This is a genomic window from Nocardia sp. NPDC050175 (genome assembly GCF_044459885.1).
In the GTDB taxonomy this organism is placed as follows: Bacteria; Actinomycetota; Actinomycetes; order Mycobacteriales; family Mycobacteriaceae; genus Nocardia.
This window is the reverse complement of the sequence record NZ_JBITJI010000010.1, coordinates 81092-101284: the sequence shown is the minus strand read 5'-3', so window position 1 is coordinate 101284 and position 20193 is coordinate 81092. Positions and strand designations below refer to the sequence as shown.

Genomic DNA, 20193 nt, shown 5'->3' with positions numbered 1-20193 from the left:
TTCGTGTGCGCCCAACTCTGCCCGCGTGCGCCCGTCCTTGTCGGACCCACCCCCTACGCTCCAGCCCGTGTCCGACCCCGCGCCGCGCAAGGCCGCCGCTCAGCAGCTGGTCTTCGATGACCTCGACACGCCCCTCTTCGACACCACCTTCGTGGTCGTCGACCTGGAGACCACCGGGACCAGTCCCGGTGGTGACGCGATCACCGAGATAGGCGCGGTGAAGGTGCGCGGCGGTGAGGTACTCGGCGAGTTCGCCACGCTGGTCAACCCGGGACGGGCGGTGCCGCCCGCGATCGTGCAGGTCACCGGGATCACCACCGCCATGGTCTACGCGGCGCCCACCATCGCGTCGGTGCTGCCCGGTTTCCTCGAATTCGCGTCGGGCGCGGTGCTGGTCGCGCACAACGCGCGGTTCGACATGGCGTTCCTGAAGGCCGCTGCGGCGGCGAACGACATGGCATGGCCCGTGGCGACCGTGCTGTGCACCGTGAAGCTGGCCCGCCGCGTGCTCGGCCGGGACGAGGCGCCGTCGGTCCGGCTGAGCGCGCTGGCCCAGCTGCTGGGCGCGAGCACCCAGCCGACGCACCGGGCGCTGGACGACGCACGAGCGACCGTTGACGTGCTGCACGCGTTGATCGCCCGGGTCGGCAATCAGGGCGTGCACAGCCTCACCGAGCTGGTCGACTACCTGCCCGACGTCACCCCGCGTCAGCGCGCCAAACGGGTCCTCGCCGCCGACATGCCCGCGAGCCCCGGCGTGTACCTGTTCCGCGGGCCGACCGACGAGGTCCTCTATATCGGCACGGCGGTGAATCTGCGCCGCCGAGTACGCAACTACTTCACCGGTTCGGAGACTCGCGGACGGATGAAGGAGATGGTCGCCCTCGCCACCCGGGTCGACCACGTGGTCTGCGCGCACGCGCTGGAGGCCGGTGTCCGCGAGCTGCGCCTGCTCGTCGCGCACACCCCGCCGTACAACCGCCGCTCCAAGTTCCCCAAGCGGGCCTGGTGGATCACGCTCACCGACGAGCCCTTCCCCCGATTCTCCATCGTCCGCACCCCGAACCGGGATGCGCTGGGACCCTTCAACTCTCGCGCCGACGCAACCGAGCTGGCGGTGATAATCGCCGAATACACCGGCCTGCGCACCTGCAGTACCCGCCTGCCTCGGCACGGCTTGCACGAGTGCCCGCCCGCGATCGTCGGCGGCTGCCCGGCGGCCGCCTCCGGCACTCCTATTAATACGGACGAATACGCACCCGCCCCGGCCCTCGTCCGCGCACTCTTCGCCGGTTACTCCGACACGCCGCTCCGCACCATGCTCGATCGCATCGAAACCCATTCCCGCGCCGAACATTTCGAGGCAGCAGCCCGCCTCCGTGACCGCGCCGCCGCCGTCGTCCGCGCCCTACACCGCACCCAACGCCTCACCGCCATCGCCCGCATCGCGGAATTGATCGCCGCACACCCAGACGGCACGGGTGGCTGGGAGTTCGCCGTCATCCGCTACGGACGTCTGGCAGGCGCGGGAAACGCCGCACGGGGAGTGCCCCCGATGGCCGTCGTCGAACAGATCGTCGCCGCCGCCGAAACCGTGATCCCCGAGGGCGGCGTATCCGCTCAGGTCCAGATCGCCACGGACATTCCGGCCACACCGCCCCGATCACCCGCACCGGCGCCTGCGCAGGGCGCCGCCCGTTTCAATGCGACAGCGGAGGTAATCCGCTCCAGTGCGTCGCATGACGATGGGCGGATCGAAGATTCGGCAGGTCGCAATGCGGCACACCGTGATGCGGTGAGCGGCGACGCGGCGGGCGACCAAGCGGCTGGTGGCACTGCGGCGGGCAACCATGCGACGGGCGGTGACACAGCCAGCGGTGGCGTGGCTGACGGCGATGCAGTTGGTGACGCCGCAGCCGGCGGTATGGCGGGCGTCAACCCAGCGGGCGGTGATGCGGCACGCGATCGTACGGCGGGTGTCCGTGCGGTGGATGGCGCCGCAGCGAGCGGTGGCGTGGCTGACGGCGATGCAGTTGGTGACGCCGCAGCCGGCGGTATGGCTGGTGGTGATGCGGCGGGCGGTGATGCGGCGGGCGGTGATGCGGCGGGCGGTGATGCGGCGGCCGGTGATGCGGCGGCCGGCGACGCGGCGGGCGGTGATGCAGCGGCCGGCGATGCAGCGCGCGATCGTATGGCGGGTGTCGGTTCGTCGGGCCGTGACGCTGCGAGCGGCGATGCAACAGGTGGCGATGCAACAGGTGGCGACGCGGCCAGCGATCGTGTGGCGGGCGGTATCGCGGCCGAGGTGCTGTCGGGGGTCGATGGTGCGCAGCAGGATTGGGTGCCGGTGAATGTGCCGCCGTTGCGGGGGGCCTCGCCGGAAGAGGCGGCGCTTGTTGTGCGGTGGTTGGCGCGGGCGGGGGTGCGGATCGTGCGGACGAGTGAGGGGTATCGGGAGCCTATGTATGGGGCTGGGCGGTGGTTGGGGTGGGCGGAGGTGGCGGATGCGGCGGCGCACGACCAACCCGCTGGGGAGGCGTACGTCGAACGCTTAGGCTGAGCGCATGATTACCGCGATCGTGATGATTGACGCCGACAATGGCCGCATTCCCGAGACCGCGCAGGCCGTTGCGGACACCGACGGTGTTGCCGAGGTGTACTCCTGCGCGGGTGACGTGGATCTGATCGCGATCGTGCGGGTGCGCGACCACGAGCAGATCGCCGAGGTGGTGACCAACCGGATCGACAAGGTCGCCGGTGTCGCGCGGACCACCACGCACATCGCGTTCAAGTCCTACGCCAGCGCGGATACCGAGGCCGGGTTCTCGCTGGGGGAGTGAACGGGATCAGCTCCGCAACATCGAACTACCGGTGTAGGTGCCGCTGCCGCGCGCAGCGAGGATGCCGGAGGCGGCACCGACGCAATGGTCGTTCATATATATGGTCACCGTGCGGTCGCTGTTGTTCTTGAACTTGCGTGGCGCGTTGGGGCCGAGGTCGATGCACCCGGACTGCCCGCCGTAATCGGTGCCGTCGACGAGCAATTCGCCCTCCGCCGCCCCGGCCAGCGGAGCGACGTACACGGCTACCACCGAAAGCACCCCGAGTGCGATCCGAACGCTGTGCTTCATGCTGCGCTCCTTCGTCGGTCGGAGCCGGGGTTCTCGCCGGGAGCCGGATCAGCTGACGATCATCGACTTCCCGGTGAACGGGCCGCTGTCGTGCGGCGAGAGGACCCCGCTGGAGACGCCTTGACAGGTGGCGTCGGCATAGATGGTCACCACACTGTCGGAGTCGTTCTGGAAATCCTGGATCGCGTCCTCGCCGAGCAGCACGCACCCGTGTCGACCGGTGTAGTTCACGCCGTCCACGAACAGCCCGCAACCATCAGCCACGGCGATCGGCGCGGCCGCACAGACAGCTACCGCCGAAAGACCCCCGACAACTGCACGAACGCTGCGTCGCATGCTGTGCTCCTCGCCGCTCGAGCCGCCCGGCCCAAACCCCGCACCGAGTCGGCTGTGTAATGGAGTCGCCGATCTAACTACCGCGCTGACCACATCTTATGCACATCAGCTATCGCAATGCCGCATGTTCCGCACTGAACCAACGAACCGGCACCCGTCGTGCCTGAACCCATGCGCCTGACCTCCGCCCGGCGAACACGCCCGCGACACTTCCGGCACGCCCGCCGGGCACCGGCCGACCACCCGCAGGCCGAACGCGCCGCGCACGTTCCATCCCGCTGCACCCGAAACTGCAGGCAATTGCGTGCGCGGCCAGCGATTGCGTGCGCGGGAAACGTGGACTACCGCGGCGGCCCCTGCGGGCGGCGCGAGTTGGGGCAAGCGCCCCCGCCACACCTCCCGGCCCGGGGTGCATGCCGCTCCCGGCCGCCGAGCTCACCGGGGAGCGCTGGCTTCCCCGCGCACGTTTCATCCCGCCGCACCTGAAATTGCCGGCAATTGCGTGCGCGTCGAGCGAATACGTGCGCGTCGAGCGATTGGATGCGCGGGGTGGCGCTGTCTACTCGGCTGGCGGGCACTGACTCGTCGCTGTGCCCGCGGCACGTCGGTGGTCGGCGCCGCGCGCGTTTCGTTGCGCTGCGCTTGAAATTGCTGGCGATTGTTTGCGCGTCGAGCGAATGCGTGCGCGGCGGCGACGTGGCTACCCCGCGGCGGCGGGAGTGGCGAGTGCGGGTCAGCGGTCGCCGAGGGTGACGGTCAGCTTTGTCCAGCGTTCGAGCAGCGCGGCTGCCTTGCCTGAATCGATGGCCGCGGCGGCTCGTTCGATTCCGCCTGCCAGGGCGTCGTGCACGTCGGCCTCGTAATCGACTGTGCCCTGGGACAAGTCGTAGGCGACGATGGCGGCTGCTGAGTTCACCAGGACTGCGTCTCGGACCGCGCCGGTTGTTCCGGCGAAGACACTTCGGGCCACGCCCGCGTTGACTTCGGCGTCGCCGCCGCGCAGCGCCTCTAGATCGACGCGCGGGATGCCGAGGCGGGTCGGGTCGATCGTGGTCTCGCGCAGCTGGCCGCCGGATACCACCCAGGCGGCGGTGGTGTCGGAGGTGGTGATCTCGTCGAGTCCGTCGTTGCCCCGCACCACCAGCGCGCTTCCGCCGCGTGCGGCGAAGACGCCCGCGATCACCGGGAGCAGGTCGGTGAACGCGCAGCCGACCAGTCCGGCGCGCGGTTGCGCCGGATTCGTCAGCGGCCCGAGCACATTGAAGACGGTGGGAATGCCGATTTCCTTGCGGGCCGCGCCAGCGAACCGCAGTGCGGGATGGAATACCGGCGCGAAACAGAAGCCGATCCCGACCTCGCGCACGCAGCGCGCCACCGCCTCCGGCCCGAGTGCGAGTCGCACGCCGAGCGATTCGAGCACGTCGGCGCCGCCGCTCTTGGACGAGGCCGCGCGGTTCCCGTGCTTGACCACCGGCACACCCGCCGCGGCGACCACGATCGAGGACATGGTGGAGATGTTCACCGAACCGGATCGGTCACCGCCGGTGCCGACGATGTCGACCGCGTCGCCGTCGATGTGCACCAGCCTGGCGTGTTCGAGCATGCCGGTGGCGAGGCCGGTCAGCTCGGCGGCGGTCGGCCCCTTGATCTTGATGGCGACGCCGAACGCCGCGATCTGGGCGGAGGTGGCGTTGTCGGACATGATCTCGTCCATCGCCCATGCCGTGTCGTCCGCGGCCAGGTCGCCACCGTCGGCGAGGGTTCCGAGCACCTGAGGCCAGCTGCGCACGCTCATGACTCCACCTCGCTGGCGCTCGGCTCCGTCACGCGCGCGGCGCGCTGTGTCACGATTCGCTCGCTGCGCTCGCTCATGAACTTACTTTCTCCCGTCACACTGGTTTCACACCAGTTTGTCGCGCAGTAGCCTACTGCCCACTGTCGGGGCAGAGCCCATCCTTAAATCGCGCACGACCCAGTTCGCGAGAACTTACGGCTGCGGCCTGGGACCAGGCCCGGATTCTTCGGTCGTGGGACGAGGTTGCAGCGCATCCCAACCGTCCGCAGTGCCCTCGTGCCGCTGCGCCAGCCCCGCCATCCGCGAACGCTCCTGCGAACAGTGCAACGCGTCGAGCACCTGCACCCGCTGCAGGATCACCGTTTCCAGCGCATCGGTCCCCGGCCCACCGACCTTCGGCGCGGGCGCGTACCCATCCTGCGCCGCGATCGCACACACCGCTTCGACCTGACCCGGCGGAATCCGCAGATGATGCCGCAACACCACCTCCGCCTCCGTCACCAACTCACTCGCCCGCGCCAGCGCCGCCGAACAGGCCTCGGCGTCATCGAAACTCGCCGCGACCACCACCAGATCGGCCCTGCTCGGATCCAACGGCGTCGGCCCGCCACGCCCGAACAATCGACCCAACCATCGCGCTGCCACATCGCCTCCATCTCAGCTTTTACTTACGCACACCTGTCATGCTGTGGTCCAGCTACCCGAGGGCACGCGGACCCGGCACGTAAACACGTCCCGACCGACGCCGCCACGTCGCGGGCAGCCCGACCTCAACACGCCGAGCCCTGGTCGAGAGGCCGTCTGTCCGTGGGTTTTCCGACACGGAGACACAAGTTTCGCACCCGGGTACTTGTGTCGTACTACGACGAGTCATACTTACCCCCGTGACGACCGCAGTAGGGACCCCCGGATCGGCCATTACCCAGCGTGTGCACTCGCTGAATCGGCCCAACATGGTCAGCGTCGGTACCATCATCTGGCTGTCCAGCGAGTTGATGTTCTTCGCCGGCCTCTTCGCGATGTATTTCGTCGCGCGCGCACAGGCGCACGGCGTCTGGCCACCGGAACCGACCGAGTTGAACCTCAAGCTCGCCGTGCCGGTCACCGCCGTGCTGGTCGCGTCGTCGTTCACCTGCCAGATGGGCGTGTTCGCCGCGGAGCGTGGCGACGTGTTCGGCCTGCGCCGCTGGTACGTCATCACCCTGATCATGGGCGCGATGTTCGTCGCGGGTCAGGGCACGGAGTACCACGCACTGGTCAAGGAAGGCACCTCGATCTCGAGCAGCGCCTACGGCTCGGTGTTCTACATCACCACCGGTTTCCACGGTTTGCACGTCATCGGCGGTCTGATCGCGTTCGTGTTCCTGCTGATCCGCACCAAGGTCAGTAAGTTCACCCCCGCGCAGGCCACTGCCGCGATCGTCGTCTCGTACTACTGGCACTTCGTCGACATCGTGTGGATCGGGCTGTTCGCCACGATCTACTTCGTCCGCTGAGTCGGGCATACCCCCAGTCTTTTGCACACGTCGGTTCCGTCTACTCCAAAGGGACACAGATGAGTTCATCTCCCCCGTCAGCGCCAGAGCCCGCCAGCAACGGGAACGGCGAGGCCAGCAAGACACGCAGGCAGCGCCGCGTTCGCCGTCGCATCGCGGGCGGGCTCGCGCTGTTGGTGGGCCTCGTCGGAGCAGGCTTCCTGGCAGCGGCTTTGACGCCGGACCCGCAGCGGGCGACCGCGAACGAGGATTCCTCGGCGCTGATCCGCGAGGGCAACCAGCTCTACGACACGTCCTGCATCACCTGCCACGGTGCGAACCTGCAGGGTGTGCAGGACCGCGGCCCCAGCCTCATCGGTGTCGGTGAGGCCGCCGTCTACTTCCAGGTGTCTTCCGGCCGCATGCCGATGGCCCGCAACGAGGCCCAGGCGCAGCGCAAGCCACCGAAGTTCGACGAGCACCAGACCGACGCGCTGATGGCGTACGTGGCGGCCAACGGTGGCGGCCCCACCGTGGTGCGCGACGCGAACGGCGAGATCGCGCAGGAGTCGCTGCGCGGCGACGACATCGCCCGCGGTTCGGAACTGTTCCGGATGAACTGCGCGTCCTGCCACAACTTCACCGGCCGCGGCGGCGCGCTGTCCTCCGGTAAGTTCGCGCCCCCGCTGGAGCCCGCCTCCGAGCAGCAGGTCTACGACGCGATGATGACCGGCCCGCAGAACATGCCGAAGTTCTCCGACCGGCAGCTGTCGCCGGAAGAGAAGCGCGACATCGTCGCCTACGTCATGAACGCGAAAGAGGAGAAGGCCCCCGGCGGCTGGGACCTCGGCGGCTTCGGTCCCGCGACCGAGGGCCTGGTCATGTGGGTGATCGGTATTACGACGGTCGTCGGTGCCGCGATTTGGATCGGGTCACGGTCATGAGCGAGAAGGAGCCAAACGACATGGGTCGGCCGGATGAGGGCCACGACGGCGTGCCGTCGAAGGAATCCACGGGCCACGGTTCCCACGAGGTGGTCGCCGGTTCCGACGGCCATGCCGTGGCGGATTCCGACGGCCACGCGGTAGCGGAGTCCGACAGCCACGCGGCGAAGAAGGACTACACCGAGGCCGAACTCGACGCGATGACGCGTGACGAGCTGGTCAAGCTCGGCACCGAGCGGGACGGCGTCGACGTCGCCTACCGGCGCGAGCGGTTCCCGGTTCCGGGCACCCGTGCCGAGAAGCGCGCCGAGCGCGCGGTCGCGTTCTGGTTCGCCGTCTCCGGCATCGCTGCGGCGGCGCTGATCGGCGTGTACCTGTTCTGGCCGTGGAAGTTCAAGCCGGCCGACGAGGAAGGCCACACCGCCTACTCGCTGTTCACCCCGCTGGTCGGTGTCACCTTCGGCGTCGCGGTGCTGGTCATCGGTGTCGCGGTGGTGCTGATCCGCAAGATGTTCATCCCCGCCGAGCTGTCCATCCAGGACCGCCACGACGGCCCGTCGCCCGAGGTCGAGCGGCGCACGCTGGTCGCCGAGCTGACCGACGCGCTGGACACCTCCACGCTGGCTCGCCGCAAGCTGATCACCCGCACCGCCGGTGCCGGCGTCGGTGTGCTCGGCGTCGGCGCACTGCTGGTGTTCGTCGGCGGCATGGTGAAGAACCCGTGGGCCAAGCGGGAGAAGTCGCCGCTGTGGGTCTCGGGCTGGACCCCGGACTTCGAGGGCGAGACCATCTACATCCGCCGCGACACCGGTCGCCCGGAGGACGTCGTGCTCGTCCGCCCCGAGGACATGGACGCGGGCGCCATGGAGACGGTGTTCCCGTGGAAGGAAAAGTGGCGCGGCGACGAGCACGCCACGCTCCAGTCGCTGCGCGGAATCCGCAACGCGGTCATGATGATTCGCCTGCGCACCGAAGACGCGCAGAAGGCGATCAAGCGTAAGGGCCAGGAGAGCTTCAACTACGGCGACTACTTCGCCTACTCGAAGATCTGCACCCACCTCGGTTGCCCGACGTCGCTGTTCGAGTCGCAGACCAACAAGATCCTCTGCCCCTGCCACCAGTCGCAGTTCCTCGCGACCGAATGGGGTAAGCCGGTCTTCGGTCCCGCCGCTCGCGCACTGCCGCAGCTGCCGATCACCGTCAACTCCGAGGGCTACCTGGTCGCCAACGGCGACTTCATCGAGCCGCTCGGCCCGGCCTACTGGGAGCGTCGTTCATGAGCGAACGAAGTGAGCGAATCATGTGCCAGCGTGCAGGGCACATGCCGGAACCGAGCGCCAGCGAGGTGCAGGCATGAGTCCTTCTGTCGCAGCCCAAGCCAACGAGATGGACGAGCGGTATCAAGCCGCTGCGTTCATGAAGCGGTCGATCAACAAGGTCTTTCCGACCCACTGGTCGTTCCTGCTCGGTGAGATCGCGCTGTACGCGTTCATCATCCTGCTGCTGTCGGGTGTCTACCTGACGCTGTTCTTCGATCCGTCGATGACCGAGGTCGTCTACAACGGCTCGTACCAGCCGCTGCGTGGTGTCACCATGTCGCGGGCGTACGAGACGTCGCTGGACATCACCTTCGAGGTGCGTGGCGGTCTGTTCGTCCGCCAGGTGCACCACTGGGCGGCGCTGCTGTTCGCGGCGTCGATCATCGTGCACCTGTTCCGCATCTTCTTCACCGGCGCGTTCCGCAAGCCGCGTGAGGCGAACTGGGTGATCGGCTCGCTGCTGCTCATCCTGGCGATGTTCGAGGGCTTCTTCGGTTACTCGCTGCCCGACGACCTGCTGTCCGGCACCGGCCTGCGGGCCGCGTTCGGCGGTATCACGATGAGTATCCCGATCGCGGGCACCTGGATGCACTGGCTGATCTTCGGCGGGGACTTCCCCGGCACGATCATCATCCCGCGCCTCTACATCGCGCACGTGCTGCTGCTGCCGGGCATCATCCTGGCCTTGATCGCCGCGCACGTCGCGCTGGTCTGGTACCAGAAGCACACCCAGTTCCCCGGACCGGGCCGCACCGAGAACAATGTGGTCGGTGCGCGCATCATCCCGGTGTTCGCCGCGGACCAGGGCGCGTTCTTCGCCTTCACCCTCGGCATCGTCGGCATCATGGGCGGCCTGTTCCAGATCAACCCGATCTGGAACCTGGGTCCCTACAACCCGTCTCAGGTCTCCGCGGGTTCGCAGCCGGACTTCTACATGATGTGGACCGACGGCCTGGCGCGTCTGATGCCGCCGTGGGAGCTCTACCTGGGTCGCTACACGGTTCCGGCCGTGTTCTGGGTGGCGCTGATCATGGGCCTGGTGTTCACGGTGCTGATCATGTACCCGTGGATCGAGAAGCGGCTGACCGGCGACACCGCTGGCCACAACCTGCTGCAGCGTCCGCGCGACGTGCCGGTGCGTACCGCGATCGGCGCCATGTCGATCGGCTTCTACGTCGTGCTGACCCTGTCCTGCGTCAACGACATCGTCGCGCTGAAGTTCGACATCTCGTTGAACGCGACCACCTGGATGGGCCGCATCGGCATCCTGGTCGTGCCGCCGCTGGCGTACTTCATCGCCTACCGGTTCTGCATCGGCCTGCAACGCAGCGACCGGGCGGTGCTCGAGCACGGCATCGAGACCGGCGTGATCAAGCGCCTGCCGCACGGTGAGTACATCGAGGTGCACCAGCCGCTCGGCCCGGTCGACGACCACGGCCACCCGATCCCGCTGGAGTACCAGGGCGCGACCGTCCCGAAGAAGATGAGCAAGCTCGGCCTGGCCGGCAAGCCCGGCACCGGCAGCTTCCTGCGGGCGGACCCGTGGCAGGAGAGCGAGCAGCACTTCGAGATCGAGCATGCCGAAGAGCACAAGCAGCTCAAGGTACTGCAGGCGCGTCAAGAAAAAGAGCATGGTGGCAAGCACAGCCACTGATAGTTGAAAAGCGAAGGCCCCGAGTCGGTTTCGGCTCGGGGCCTTTGCGTTGTGCCCGCATGCTGACGAAATCAGTTGCCGCATTGGTGAAAGCGAAGGCCCCGAGTCGAATTGGACTCGGGGCCTTCGCTTTCAGGTTCTACAACCGCGGCGTGCTGCGGCGCGAGGCCTCGATGGCCTCGAACTTGGCCAGGTTGTGTCGGGCGTCGGCGAGCGCGTCGTGTGCGTCCGGGGGGACCGGCGGGAGTTCGGGGCGGCCGTGCGCGTCCCAGTGCTGGCGCAGCTCGTTGGTGTAGCGGGGGAAGGCGGTGGGCAGGTCGACCATGGAACCCCACAGCTGGCACAGCGCCACGTGGTCGTACGCGCCGACCCAGGCCCACAGCTCCGGCACCACCGACGAGCGCGGCACCAGGAACTTGTACAGGTCGTCGCGGATCTGCTTCCTGCTGCGCCACAGCGGCGAGGACGGCGAGGGCAGCTGCGGCAGCACGTGCCTGCGCACCCACGGGCCCGCCCGCTCGGGATCGAATTCGGTGGACACCGCGTAGTATTCGCGCCCGTCCTCGCACACGACGCCGATGGAGACCAGGTCGATGACGACCCCGTCCTCGATGAATTCGCAGTCATAAAAGTATCGAAGCGAGATCGGTCTACTCCTCAGCAATTCGGCACGGCGCCCTAGGTGGCGCCGGAGGTACCTCCGAACAATCACCCTAGGTGGCCGGGGGCCCGGATTCGCAGCCGGGCTCGGATCCCGAACCGCGATGACCAGGGGTGGCCGGTGCCACCCGTGTGGTGGGTACCGCCCGCGTCCGAGTGGTCCGTATTCTGAACGGGTGAACTGGACCGTGGACGTGCCGATCGATCGCCTGCCGGAACTGCCGCCGCTGCCTACCGAGTTGCGCAGGCGGTTGGACGAGGCGCTGTCCCGCCCTGCCTTACAGCAGCCGTCGTGGGATCGAGAGCAGGCCGCGCAGATGCGCACCGTGCTGGAGAGCGTGCCGCCGATCTGTGTGCCCGCCGAGGTGGAGGACCTGCGCGCGCAGCTCGCCGAGGTGGCCCGCGGCGAGGCGTTCCTCATGCAGGGCGGCGACTGTGCCGAGACGTTCGCCGACAACACCGAGCCGCACATCCGCGGCAACATCCGCACGCTGCTGCAGATGGCCGTCGTGCTCACCTACGGCGCGAGCCTGCCGGTGGTCAAGGTGGCCCGCATCGCCGGTCAGTACGCGAAACCGCGTTCCTCCGATACGGATTCGCTCGGCCTCAAGTCCTACCGCGGCGACATGGTCAACGCGCTGGTCGCCGATGCCGCGCTGCGCGAGCACGACCCGTCCCGGCTGGTGCGCGCCTACGCCAACGCCAGCGCGGCGATGAACCTGGTGCGCGCGCTGACCGGCGCGGGCATGGCCGACCTGCACAAGGTGCACGACTGGAACCGTGACTTCGTCGCCAAGTCGCCCGCCGGTGCTCGTTACGAGGCGCTGGCCGAGGAGATCGACCGCGGTCTCGCGTTCATGACCGCCTGCCGGGTGAACGACCCGAGCCTGAGCTCGGCGCGCATCTACGCCAGCCACGAGGCCCTCGTCCTCGACTACGAGCGCGCCATGCTCCGCCTCAGCGAGAACGCCGCGGGCGAGCCGGTGCTGTACGACCTGTCCGCACACTTCCTGTGGATCGGCGAGCGGACCAGGCAGCTCGACGGCGCGCACATCGCGCTCGCCGAACTGATCGCCAACCCGATCGGCCTGAAGATCGGCCCGACGACCACGCCCGATATGGCCGTGGAGTACGTCGAGCGGCTCGATCCGAACAACGAGCCCGGCCGGTTGACCATCGTCTCGCGGATGGGCAACGGCAAGGTCCGCGACGTGCTGCCGCCCATCATCGAGAAGGTCCAGGCCACCGGCCACCAGGTGATCTGGCAGTGCGACCCCATGCATGGCAACACCCACGAGGCCTCCACCGGCTTCAAGACCCGCCACTTCGACCGCATCGTCGACGAGGTCCAGGGCTTCTTCGAGGTGCACCACGCCCTCGGCACCCACCCCGGCGGCCTGCACATCGAACTCACCGGCGAAGACGTCACCGAATGCCTCGGCGGCGCCCAGGACATCTCCGACCTCGACCTCTCCGGCCGCTACGAAACCGCCTGCGACCCCCGGTTGAACACCCAGCAGTCCCTGGAACTCGCCTTCCTCGTCGCCGAAATGCTCCGCTGAACAAGGGTTTCCGACCTGCGTGTCGCAGCTGCGCACAAGTCTCCGTGTCACCCTTCACCAACCGCGACCCACTCGGCTGACTGTGCGTTGCCGCGAACAGCCCCACGCTTACTGATTCGCCGCACGCCTTTTGATTTCCGGCACCTGGAATCGCATGCGATTTTCGGTGCGAGAAATCAGAAAGCGTGCGGCGATGCGGTGGAACCGAACCCGCGAGTGTGTTGAGGCCGAGCTTGTCCACGCGTGGGCCGAGGACGCTGAGCATCGCGGCAGGTCAAGCGCGTGAGTTAGATGCCCGAATCAGGTTGCTGCCGATGGCCCGACGACGTTGGCCAGCAGTAGGCACAAACGGGGGTGCCGCTTAAGGCAGGGCGACCAAGGACACGGTGTTGCCGGATTCGATGTTGGCGCCGACGGCCGGGGTTTGCGAGACGATGAGTGAACTGTCGCTCGCGACAAGCTGTTTCACCTCGACCTGGACGCCGAGGGACTGCAGTTTGGCCCTGGCGTTGGCGACGGTCCAGCCGCGGACGTCGGGCATCTTCAAGGCGTTGGAGACGAGCAGGGCGACACCGTCACCGGATTGGATGGTGGTGCCAGCGGCCGGATCGGTGCCGATCGCCTTGTCCGCATCGATGCTGCGGTCGAACTGAGACCTGTTCTCGCGCACCATGATTCCCGCGTCGGTGAGGATCTTGGTGGCGTCGGCGGTGGTTTTCCCGCGCACGTCGGGCACCTTCACCGGCTGAGAACCCTTGCTGCGGTACACCTTTACCTGTCCACCCATCGGGAGGACGGTGCCGGGACCCGGATCGGTCTTGGCCAGTGACCCTTTCGGCGCGGAGTTGCCGACTTCACCGGAATCCACCGGTTGTAGCCCCGCGTCGCGAATCAACTGGTTGACCTTGGTGATCGGATCACCCGGCTGCACGTCGGGCACCTTCGGCTTACCGCTGGACACCAGGACAGCGACCGTCGAGCCCTTGGTGACCCGCGAGCCCGCCGACGGATCGCTGCCGACCACCCCGCCGGCGGGAATGATGTCCGACGCCTTCTGCCGGATCTCGGTCTCGAACCCGGCGTCCCGCAGCGCGGCGACCGCGCGGTCGGAGTCCATCCCGGCGATCGCCGGAACCGGCGAATATCTGCCGACACCGAGCCACCAGCCGCCGACCCCGACGACCAGCGTGAGAATCACCACAATGGCGATCCACACCCATGTCATCCGGCGCGATTTGGTGCGGTCGGGCGCGTACGCCTGATACGGCGACGCCGCATGCTGCTGGCGCACCGGCTGCTGCTGGTAATCGTCGGGCGGACCGTAATCCACCCGCGGCCGCGGCGCGGTGACCACCTTGGTGTGCTGCACGGTCTGCGGTGTGTACGGCTCCGGCGCGTGCATCGCCGCGGGTGCGGCGGCGGGCGTGGCGATCCGATAGCTCGCGCTCAAATGCTCGGCCGACTCCTGCGGCGCGGGCACCCGATACGGCGGCAAGTTCAGCTTCGCGCCGATCTGCCGCAGCGCCGCCGCCATCTCGTTGGCGTCGGCGTACCGGTGCGCGGGCTCGCGCGCGGTCGCCTTGGCGACCAGTTCGTCGAACTCCGGCGGCACGCCCGAAATGAACCGGCTCGGGCTCGGGACATCGTTCTCGATCCGCTGATACGCGACCGAGAGCGAGGTGTCGCCGGTGAACGGAACCTTTCCGGTCAACAGCTCGAAGATCAGCACGCCGAACGAATACACATCGCTGCGCGCGTCGGCTGTGCCGGTGGTTACCTGTTCGGGGGACAGGTACGCGGCAGTGCCGAGAATCACGCTGGCAGAAGTGGTGTTGGCCGCCGCCACTGCACGAACCAGGCCGAAGTCGGCGATCTTCACCTCGCCGTTGTCGGAGATCAACACGTTCTCCGGCTTCACGTCCCGGTGCACCAGCCCCGCCGAATGCGCGACGCCGATCGCCGAGAGCACCGGCTCGGCCACCGCGCGCACCGCGTGCGGCGGCATCGGACCGCGTTCGCGCAGCAACTCGCGCAGCGTGCCGCCCTCGACCAACTCCATGATCAGGAACGGATACTCACCGTCAACGCCCTGGTCGTACACCGCGACCAGCGAAGAATGCTTCAGCTTGGCGACCGCGCGCGCCTCGAACTCGAACCGGGACAGGAACTGCGGATCGCCGGCGAACTTCGGGTCCATCACCTTGATGGCCACCGGCCGATCAAGACGGGTGTCGACGCCCCGGAAGACCATCGACATGCCGCCGCGGGCGATCGGCGCATCGATGCGATAGCGCCCTTCCAGCATCTGGCCGATCAATTGATGTCCTCCGGCTTTCACAAAGTTCTCACCCCTCGCGGTTGATCCCACAAGTGATCGACCGCCCCGTGCGGCCCTCACGATGGTATCGACGAAACGCACCCGGGTGTCTCACGACTTGCTGCGGGTGACCGTCTACCGTTATCCGCGTGAGTGCCTTTCCCTGCAGTGACGATGTTCTTCCGGAGTCCGTGGCAGTGCTGCCGCTGCCCGAGGTGGCAGACAAGCTCGGGCTCGTGGTGACCCGCGTCCATCAGATGCTGCGTGACCACCAGCTACTCGCCGTCCGCCGCGACGGCGTGGTCAGCGTCCCCGAACGGTTCTTCGACCACGAAGGCGTAGTCCGGTTCCTGCCCGGCCTGATCACCGTGATGAAGGACGCCAAATACACCGACGAGGAGATCCTGGAATGGATCTTCACCGAGGACGACAGCCTCCCCGGCACCCCCGTCGACGCCCTGCACGGCCCCCTCGCCCGCGAGGTCATCCGCCGAGCCGCCGCCGACCCGTTCTGAGCCGACGGCGCGCCGCCGCCGACCCGTTCTGAGCCGACGGCGCACCGCAAGCAAGCCTGACTGTCGCTGACAACTCTCAACAGCAACAACAGACCAAGCGACAGATAGGTCAACGTCGCACACCTGCTACTTCCTTCGCATACCCCTCAGCACCCCGCGAGGCATGCGAAGGACCAAACAGGTGTGCGAAGAACGCCCGCCACCCCACGAAGCAGTCGCCGCCAAAGATCTGCACTCTCCACTCGGGATCTGCACTGGCTCTAGGGCCCTATTCCGAGTGCTGATCCCGAGTGAGGGTGCAGATCTGTGGTGAAACCGGGCACAGCACGGCCGACGCTGAACCGCTCACCCCTTGTGTAAGCCGGACACCCTGCATACAGGGTGTGCAGGTTATACAAAGGGTGAGCGGCTTCCAATTCCCCACGCGGGCAGCGGAATCGGCACCCCGCGTCGGGATCGCGCACCCAGATTAGGGCCGTAGAGCCGGGCGGATTCCGAGAGCGGGTGCCGATCTGTGCTCGAAACCGGATGCGCATCCCGCCATGAGTGCCAGCCCCCACCTCCCCAAGCCGAAACCAGAATCTGCGCACTCTCTCGGGACCTGCACTGGCTTTAGGGCCCTATTCCGAGTGCCGATCCCGAGACAGAGTGCAGATCCCGGCAATACCGACTCACCGAGCACCTCGCGGGCTTGATCGACCACCAAAACCGCCGCCGACCACTCGCTGTTGTCCAAAGCGCTTGTCACGCAACCACAGCCAGATGACCACCTCCGCAACGCGACACCGCGCACCTGACGCACACCTAAAGCCGGGTACGGCAGGCGACGCGCCCAGCACTACTCACGGGAAAACGTGGATAGGCCTTCAGCCTCTATGGACTGCTCACGTGCGGAGGTCTAAGAAGCACTTGCCCGGATATGTCCACTATTCCGAGGGTCTCTAGGTGTACTGGTCCGAGTTGGTGTGCGGAGAGATCTCCGGTGGTGTGCTCTCCCCGAGGTTCTCGACAACCCATCGGATGACCGGAGTAGTGCTGAGCACGTGAGGTGGGGTCCCCCACCTTCTCTACCGCGGCCTGGGTAATGGAGGTGCGGGTTGGGAGTGTGAGGACTGGCTGTGGTCCGATTGAAAGAGGCTTGGGAAAACGAGGCGAGTCAATTGGTCGTTGGCGTGATCGAGTCGAGTCAAATGGTTGCTGTTGAAGATCGTTTAGCGACCATTTGACTCGACTCGACGAGGTGGCTGGGTGTGGGCCTGCTTTCAGCGGTGCGTGCGGGCGCGTAGTGCGGCGGTGGTGAACTGCATTGCTGCTACGCCGAGGCGCTGGTGGCCGGGGACTACTGCGCGGTGGCTGAAGATGGCGTAGTCGGAGGCTTCGATGCGGTTGAGGATGCTTGCGTAGAGCACGGCTGCGGTGCGGATGGCTGGACGGACTCGCGGTTCGAGTAGGTCTATGCCGGGTTCAGCGTGGCGGTAGATGTCGCGGTTGAGCGCGATCAGGTGTGCGAGAGCGCGGCGGACGCGGGGATCGGTGCGTTGCGTGCGGTGGCAGTGCACGAGCAGGTCGTGGTCGACTCCGAACGCGGCGAGCTCGTCGGCGGGCAGGTACACCCGGTCGCGGTCGAGGTCTTCGGCGACATCGCGCAGGAAGTTGGTCAGCTGGAACGCCTCGCCGAGTGCGGCGGCGGCGGGTTCGGCCTCGGCGATCGGCACCACGGTGCCCAGGACCGGTAGGACTTGCAGACCGATGGCCGCGGCCGAGCCGCTCATGTATTCGTATAGATCGGCCATGGTGGCGTAACGATCACGGAAGCGCGGGGTGCCGGGGACGTCCATCCGCATGGAGTCCAGGAAGGTCCAGAAGTGTTGGGCCGCAATGTCATAGCGGCGGATGGTGTCGGCGACCGCAAGCAGGACCAGGCCTCGCTGGTACTGACTCGCGGCATCCGGCGGCGAACCTTGCGGCCTGGACGCGCGCGATGGCTCCGGCGGGATCCCGAGCAATCCGGTGGCATCGGTCAGCTTCTGTGCCCTCAGTGAAACCGCAAGCGGCCGAGCGGTGTCGGGCGTCTGCTGCGAGTCGGGCGAGATCCTGAGCGGCCGAGCGGTGTCGGGCGTTTGCTGCGAGTCGGGCGAGATCCTGAGCGGCCGAGTGGTGTCGGGCGTTTGCTGCGAGTCGGGCGAGATCCTGAGCGGCCGAGTGGCGTCGGGCGTTTGCTGCGACTCGGGCGAGATCCTGAGCGGCCGAGTGGCGTCGGGCGTTTGCTGCGACTCGGGCGAGATCCTGAGCGGCCGAGCGGTGTCGGGCGTCTGCTGCGACTCGGGCGAGATCCCGAGCGGCCAGGCGGCGTCGGTTGTCTCCCGTGACTCCAGCGCGATCCGCAGCTGCTTCTCGATCAGATCGAGTTCATCGCCGGGGCCGTGCTCGAGCCACTCGTGCTCTCGTGCGTGATAACGCTGTGCGACATCGGTTTCCGTGTGGTCCACGATATCGTCGACCAGCCTGGCGAACGCGTACAGCGCATGCACCGCTGGTCGCCGCTCGGCCGAAAGCAGCCGCGTCGCAAGGAAATACGTGCGCCCATGCGCTGCCGCGATCCGTTTGCATTCGCGATACGCGACGGTGAGCTCTGACTGCCCCGCGACGTGCGGCGCGCCGCCGATCATGGCCGAGCGGGCGCGGCCGGGTCGATGCTCGGCGGCGTGGCCCGCAATCGCAGCGGGTCCACCTTGCGCAGTGACATCGCCGCGACTACGGCGGCGAAGGTCGCGAGCGCCACGTGCCAGAAGTTGTACAACCCGATCGAGCCGTCCGGTTGGAACACCAGCATCAGCCAGGTACACAGGCCGACCAGCACCATCAATGTCGTGGTCGACAGCGCGAACCCGGCGGCGAGCGCCAGCGGCCACGAGTAGTACCAGGGCAGCGCGGCGGGGGACAGGATGACGATCCCGACGAACGCGATCAGGATGCCGAACACCGCTTCGCGCTCACTGTGCCGGAACCGCCACCAAGCCCACACCAGCACGGCGACCAGCGCCACCGCGCACATCGCCCTGGTCACGGTGAGTACCTTGCCCGAGTCCAACGAGGTCACCCAGCCGACCGCATGCATCATGATGGTCGGCAGCGAGAGCCAGTTGATGATCTTCTTCGAGCCGGACAGTGCGGTCAGCCAGCCGATGCCGACGCCCGCGATGGCCGAGGCGGCCACGAAGACCGCCGCGAACACGGCGAGCCCGAGCCCGGCGATCTTGGCGAACATCAGCGCCGGATGCGGCATGTCCTCGGTCGGCTCGGCGGCATCGTGCGGCCGTTCGCTCTCCGGTAGGTTCGCCGGGTCGCGTCCGGCCCGCTGAGCGGCGCGCTTCTCGCGTTCGTGCAGCATCCAGATCCACACCAGGAACGGCAGCGCGATGCCCGCCGTCGCCTTGATCGCCACGCCGATCGCGACCACCACGATGCCCGCCACGTGGTGGCGTTCCAGCACCAGCGCGATGCCCGCGCACATCAGGCCGACCATCAGCATCTCGTTGTGCACACCACCCCAGAGGTGGATCAGCACCAGCGGGTTGAGCACCGCGAGCCACAGCGCCACCGTCGGCTTGCCGCCGAGGTGCTTGGTCAGATAGGGCACGGCCCACATCATCAGCGCGAGGCCGGGCAGCATGACGATCCGCATCGCGATGGTGCCCGCGACGACATTGTCGCCGGTGATGCTGGTGATGCCGCGGCCGAGCAGCAGGAAGATCGGGCCGTACGGCGCGGTGGTGGTCTTCCACACCGGGCTCACGTTGTCGAGCAGCACGCCGGGGTTCACGATCGGGCCGCTGACGTACGGATCGAAGCCGTCGCGCAGCAGCGCGCCCTGCGCCAGATACGAGTAGACGTCCTGGCTGAACATCGGCACGGCGAACAACAGCGGGGTGATCCAGATCCCGACGATCGCGCGTAGCTCGTTGAGCGTCACGCCGGCGTCGACCCGATCGTCCCGCCCGATCGTGGTGCGGCCGAGTCGCACCCACGCGACGATCATCAGCAGCACGCCGATCCAGATGACGATCGTCGACAGCGCGTACCCGTGGCCGAACCGTAGCCAGGACAGGTGCAGCGCCTCGAGGATCGGGTCGCGCTTGCGGGTGCTGCCCGCGCCGAAGCCGCCGAAGGTGATCATGATCGCGCCGTAGCAGCCGAGCATCGCGGCATGCCCTTCCGGGCTGCGCAGGAAGAGGGCGGCGGTACGCATCCATGACCGCGCACTCGGGGGCTCGACGGCGGCCGATTCGCGTTTCGCCGCGATGTTCGGTGCGTGGCCGGTGATTTCAGTCAATGTGGCCTCTGCGGCGCGCGTTTCGGGGGAAGCCATCTGGTGTCGGTCCCCCCGAATGGTCAGCGGTCGCAACCGCGAGTGAATAGGTCGGCGCCTAGTTTACGGCGTCGCCGGGAACACTATCTCGCTGGTACGCGCGGTTTCATCTCGAG

The 20193-nt window shown here is 67.5% G+C and carries 15 protein-coding genes and 1 pseudogene; 8 read left to right on the top strand and 8 right to left on the bottom strand.

Translation table 11 applies throughout. The annotated features are described in order from the left end of the window. Positions 1-67 precede the first annotated feature (67 nt). Positions 68-1606, top strand: a pseudogene (locus ACIBK2_RS30585) (DEDD exonuclease domain-containing protein); the annotation flags it as partial. A gap of 958 nt (positions 1607-2564) precedes the next feature. Further along, positions 2565-2840: an Lrp/AsnC ligand binding domain-containing protein gene (locus ACIBK2_RS30580; RefSeq protein ID WP_357382007.1), complete on the top strand. Its 276-nt coding sequence runs from the start codon at positions 2565-2567 to the stop codon at positions 2838-2840. Between the two features lie 6 nt (positions 2841-2846). Here ACIBK2_RS30580 and ACIBK2_RS30575 read toward each other — a convergent pair whose 3' ends face one another. The 4 genes from ACIBK2_RS30575 to ACIBK2_RS30560 form a co-directional block, all read right to left on the bottom strand. Next, entirely contained in the window at positions 2847-3131 is a 285-nt protein-coding gene (locus tag ACIBK2_RS30575; protein ID WP_396972119.1) for a hypothetical protein, read from the bottom strand. A gap of 48 nt (positions 3132-3179) precedes the next feature. Continuing rightward, a complete protein-coding gene (locus tag ACIBK2_RS30570; protein WP_396972118.1) occupies positions 3180-3467 on the bottom strand; it encodes a hypothetical protein in 288 nt (95 codons plus the stop codon). 733 nt (positions 3468-4200) lie between these two features. Beyond that, a complete protein-coding gene (gene trpD, locus ACIBK2_RS30565; RefSeq protein ID WP_396972116.1) occupies positions 4201-5262 on the bottom strand; it encodes an anthranilate phosphoribosyltransferase in 1062 nt (353 codons plus the stop codon). Positions 5263-5454: 192 nt separating this feature from the next. Further along, a complete protein-coding gene (locus ACIBK2_RS30560; RefSeq protein ID WP_396972114.1) occupies positions 5455-5907 on the bottom strand; it encodes a hypothetical protein in 453 nt (150 codons plus the stop codon). A 239-nt stretch (positions 5908-6146) separates the two neighbouring features. Here ACIBK2_RS30560 and ACIBK2_RS30555 point away from each other — a divergent pair, with 239 nt between their 5' ends. From ACIBK2_RS30555 to ACIBK2_RS30540, 4 genes are all read left to right on the top strand, one after another. Next, positions 6147-6758 (top strand): heme-copper oxidase subunit III, encoded by a 612-nt coding sequence (locus ACIBK2_RS30555; protein WP_357381997.1) that lies wholly within the window; start codon positions 6147-6149, stop codon positions 6756-6758. A gap of 59 nt (positions 6759-6817) precedes the next feature. Continuing rightward, positions 6818-7681, top strand: a complete 864-nt coding sequence (locus tag ACIBK2_RS30550) for a c-type cytochrome (protein WP_396972112.1) — start codon at positions 6818-6820, stop codon at positions 7679-7681. A 20-nt stretch (positions 7682-7701) separates the two neighbouring features. Continuing rightward, positions 7702-8961 carry a ubiquinol-cytochrome c reductase iron-sulfur subunit gene (locus ACIBK2_RS30545; protein ID WP_396972504.1) on the top strand — a complete coding sequence of 420 codons (1260 nt, stop codon included), beginning with the start codon at positions 7702-7704 and terminating at the stop codon, positions 8959-8961. A gap of 73 nt (positions 8962-9034) precedes the next feature. Further along, a complete protein-coding gene (locus ACIBK2_RS30540) occupies positions 9035-10654 on the top strand; it encodes a cytochrome bc complex cytochrome b subunit (protein WP_396972111.1) in 1620 nt (539 codons plus the stop codon). 139 nt (positions 10655-10793) lie between these two features. Here ACIBK2_RS30540 and ACIBK2_RS30535 read toward each other — a convergent pair whose 3' ends face one another. After that, a complete protein-coding gene (locus tag ACIBK2_RS30535; protein WP_396972502.1) occupies positions 10794-11315 on the bottom strand; it encodes a polyadenylate-specific 3'-exoribonuclease AS in 522 nt (173 codons plus the stop codon). A 175-nt stretch (positions 11316-11490) separates the two neighbouring features. Here ACIBK2_RS30535 and ACIBK2_RS30530 point away from each other — a divergent pair, with 175 nt between their 5' ends. Then, positions 11491-12876 (top strand): class II 3-deoxy-7-phosphoheptulonate synthase, encoded by a 1386-nt coding sequence (locus ACIBK2_RS30530; protein ID WP_396972109.1) that lies wholly within the window; start codon positions 11491-11493, stop codon positions 12874-12876. Positions 12877-13237: 361 nt separating this feature from the next. Here ACIBK2_RS30530 and pknB read toward each other — a convergent pair whose 3' ends face one another. Beyond that, a complete protein-coding gene (gene pknB, locus ACIBK2_RS30525; RefSeq protein ID WP_396972500.1) occupies positions 13238-15181 on the bottom strand; it encodes a Stk1 family PASTA domain-containing Ser/Thr kinase in 1944 nt (647 codons plus the stop codon). Positions 15182-15342: 161 nt separating this feature from the next. Between pknB and ACIBK2_RS30520 the strand changes: the two genes are divergently transcribed. Beyond that, positions 15343-15708, top strand: coding sequence for an Rv2175c family DNA-binding protein (locus ACIBK2_RS30520; protein WP_396972107.1), 366 nt, complete (start codon positions 15343-15345; stop codon positions 15706-15708). 1262 nt (positions 15709-16970) lie between these two features. Here the strand turns inward: ACIBK2_RS30520 and ACIBK2_RS30515 are convergent. Both ACIBK2_RS30515 and ACIBK2_RS30510 read right to left on the bottom strand, forming a co-directional pair. After that, the gene (locus tag ACIBK2_RS30515; protein WP_396972106.1) at positions 16971-18377 is read right to left on the bottom strand and encodes a squalene/phytoene synthase family protein; all 1407 of its coding nucleotides are present in this window, start codon (positions 18375-18377) and stop codon (positions 16971-16973) included. Then, on the bottom strand, positions 18374-20077 hold the full coding sequence (locus tag ACIBK2_RS30510) for an alpha-(1->6)-mannopyranosyltransferase A (RefSeq protein ID WP_396972104.1): 1704 nt from the start codon (positions 20075-20077) through the stop codon (positions 18374-18376). The genes ACIBK2_RS30515 and ACIBK2_RS30510 overlap by 4 nt, the downstream gene beginning before the upstream one ends. Between the last annotated feature and the right edge of the window lie 116 nt (positions 20078-20193).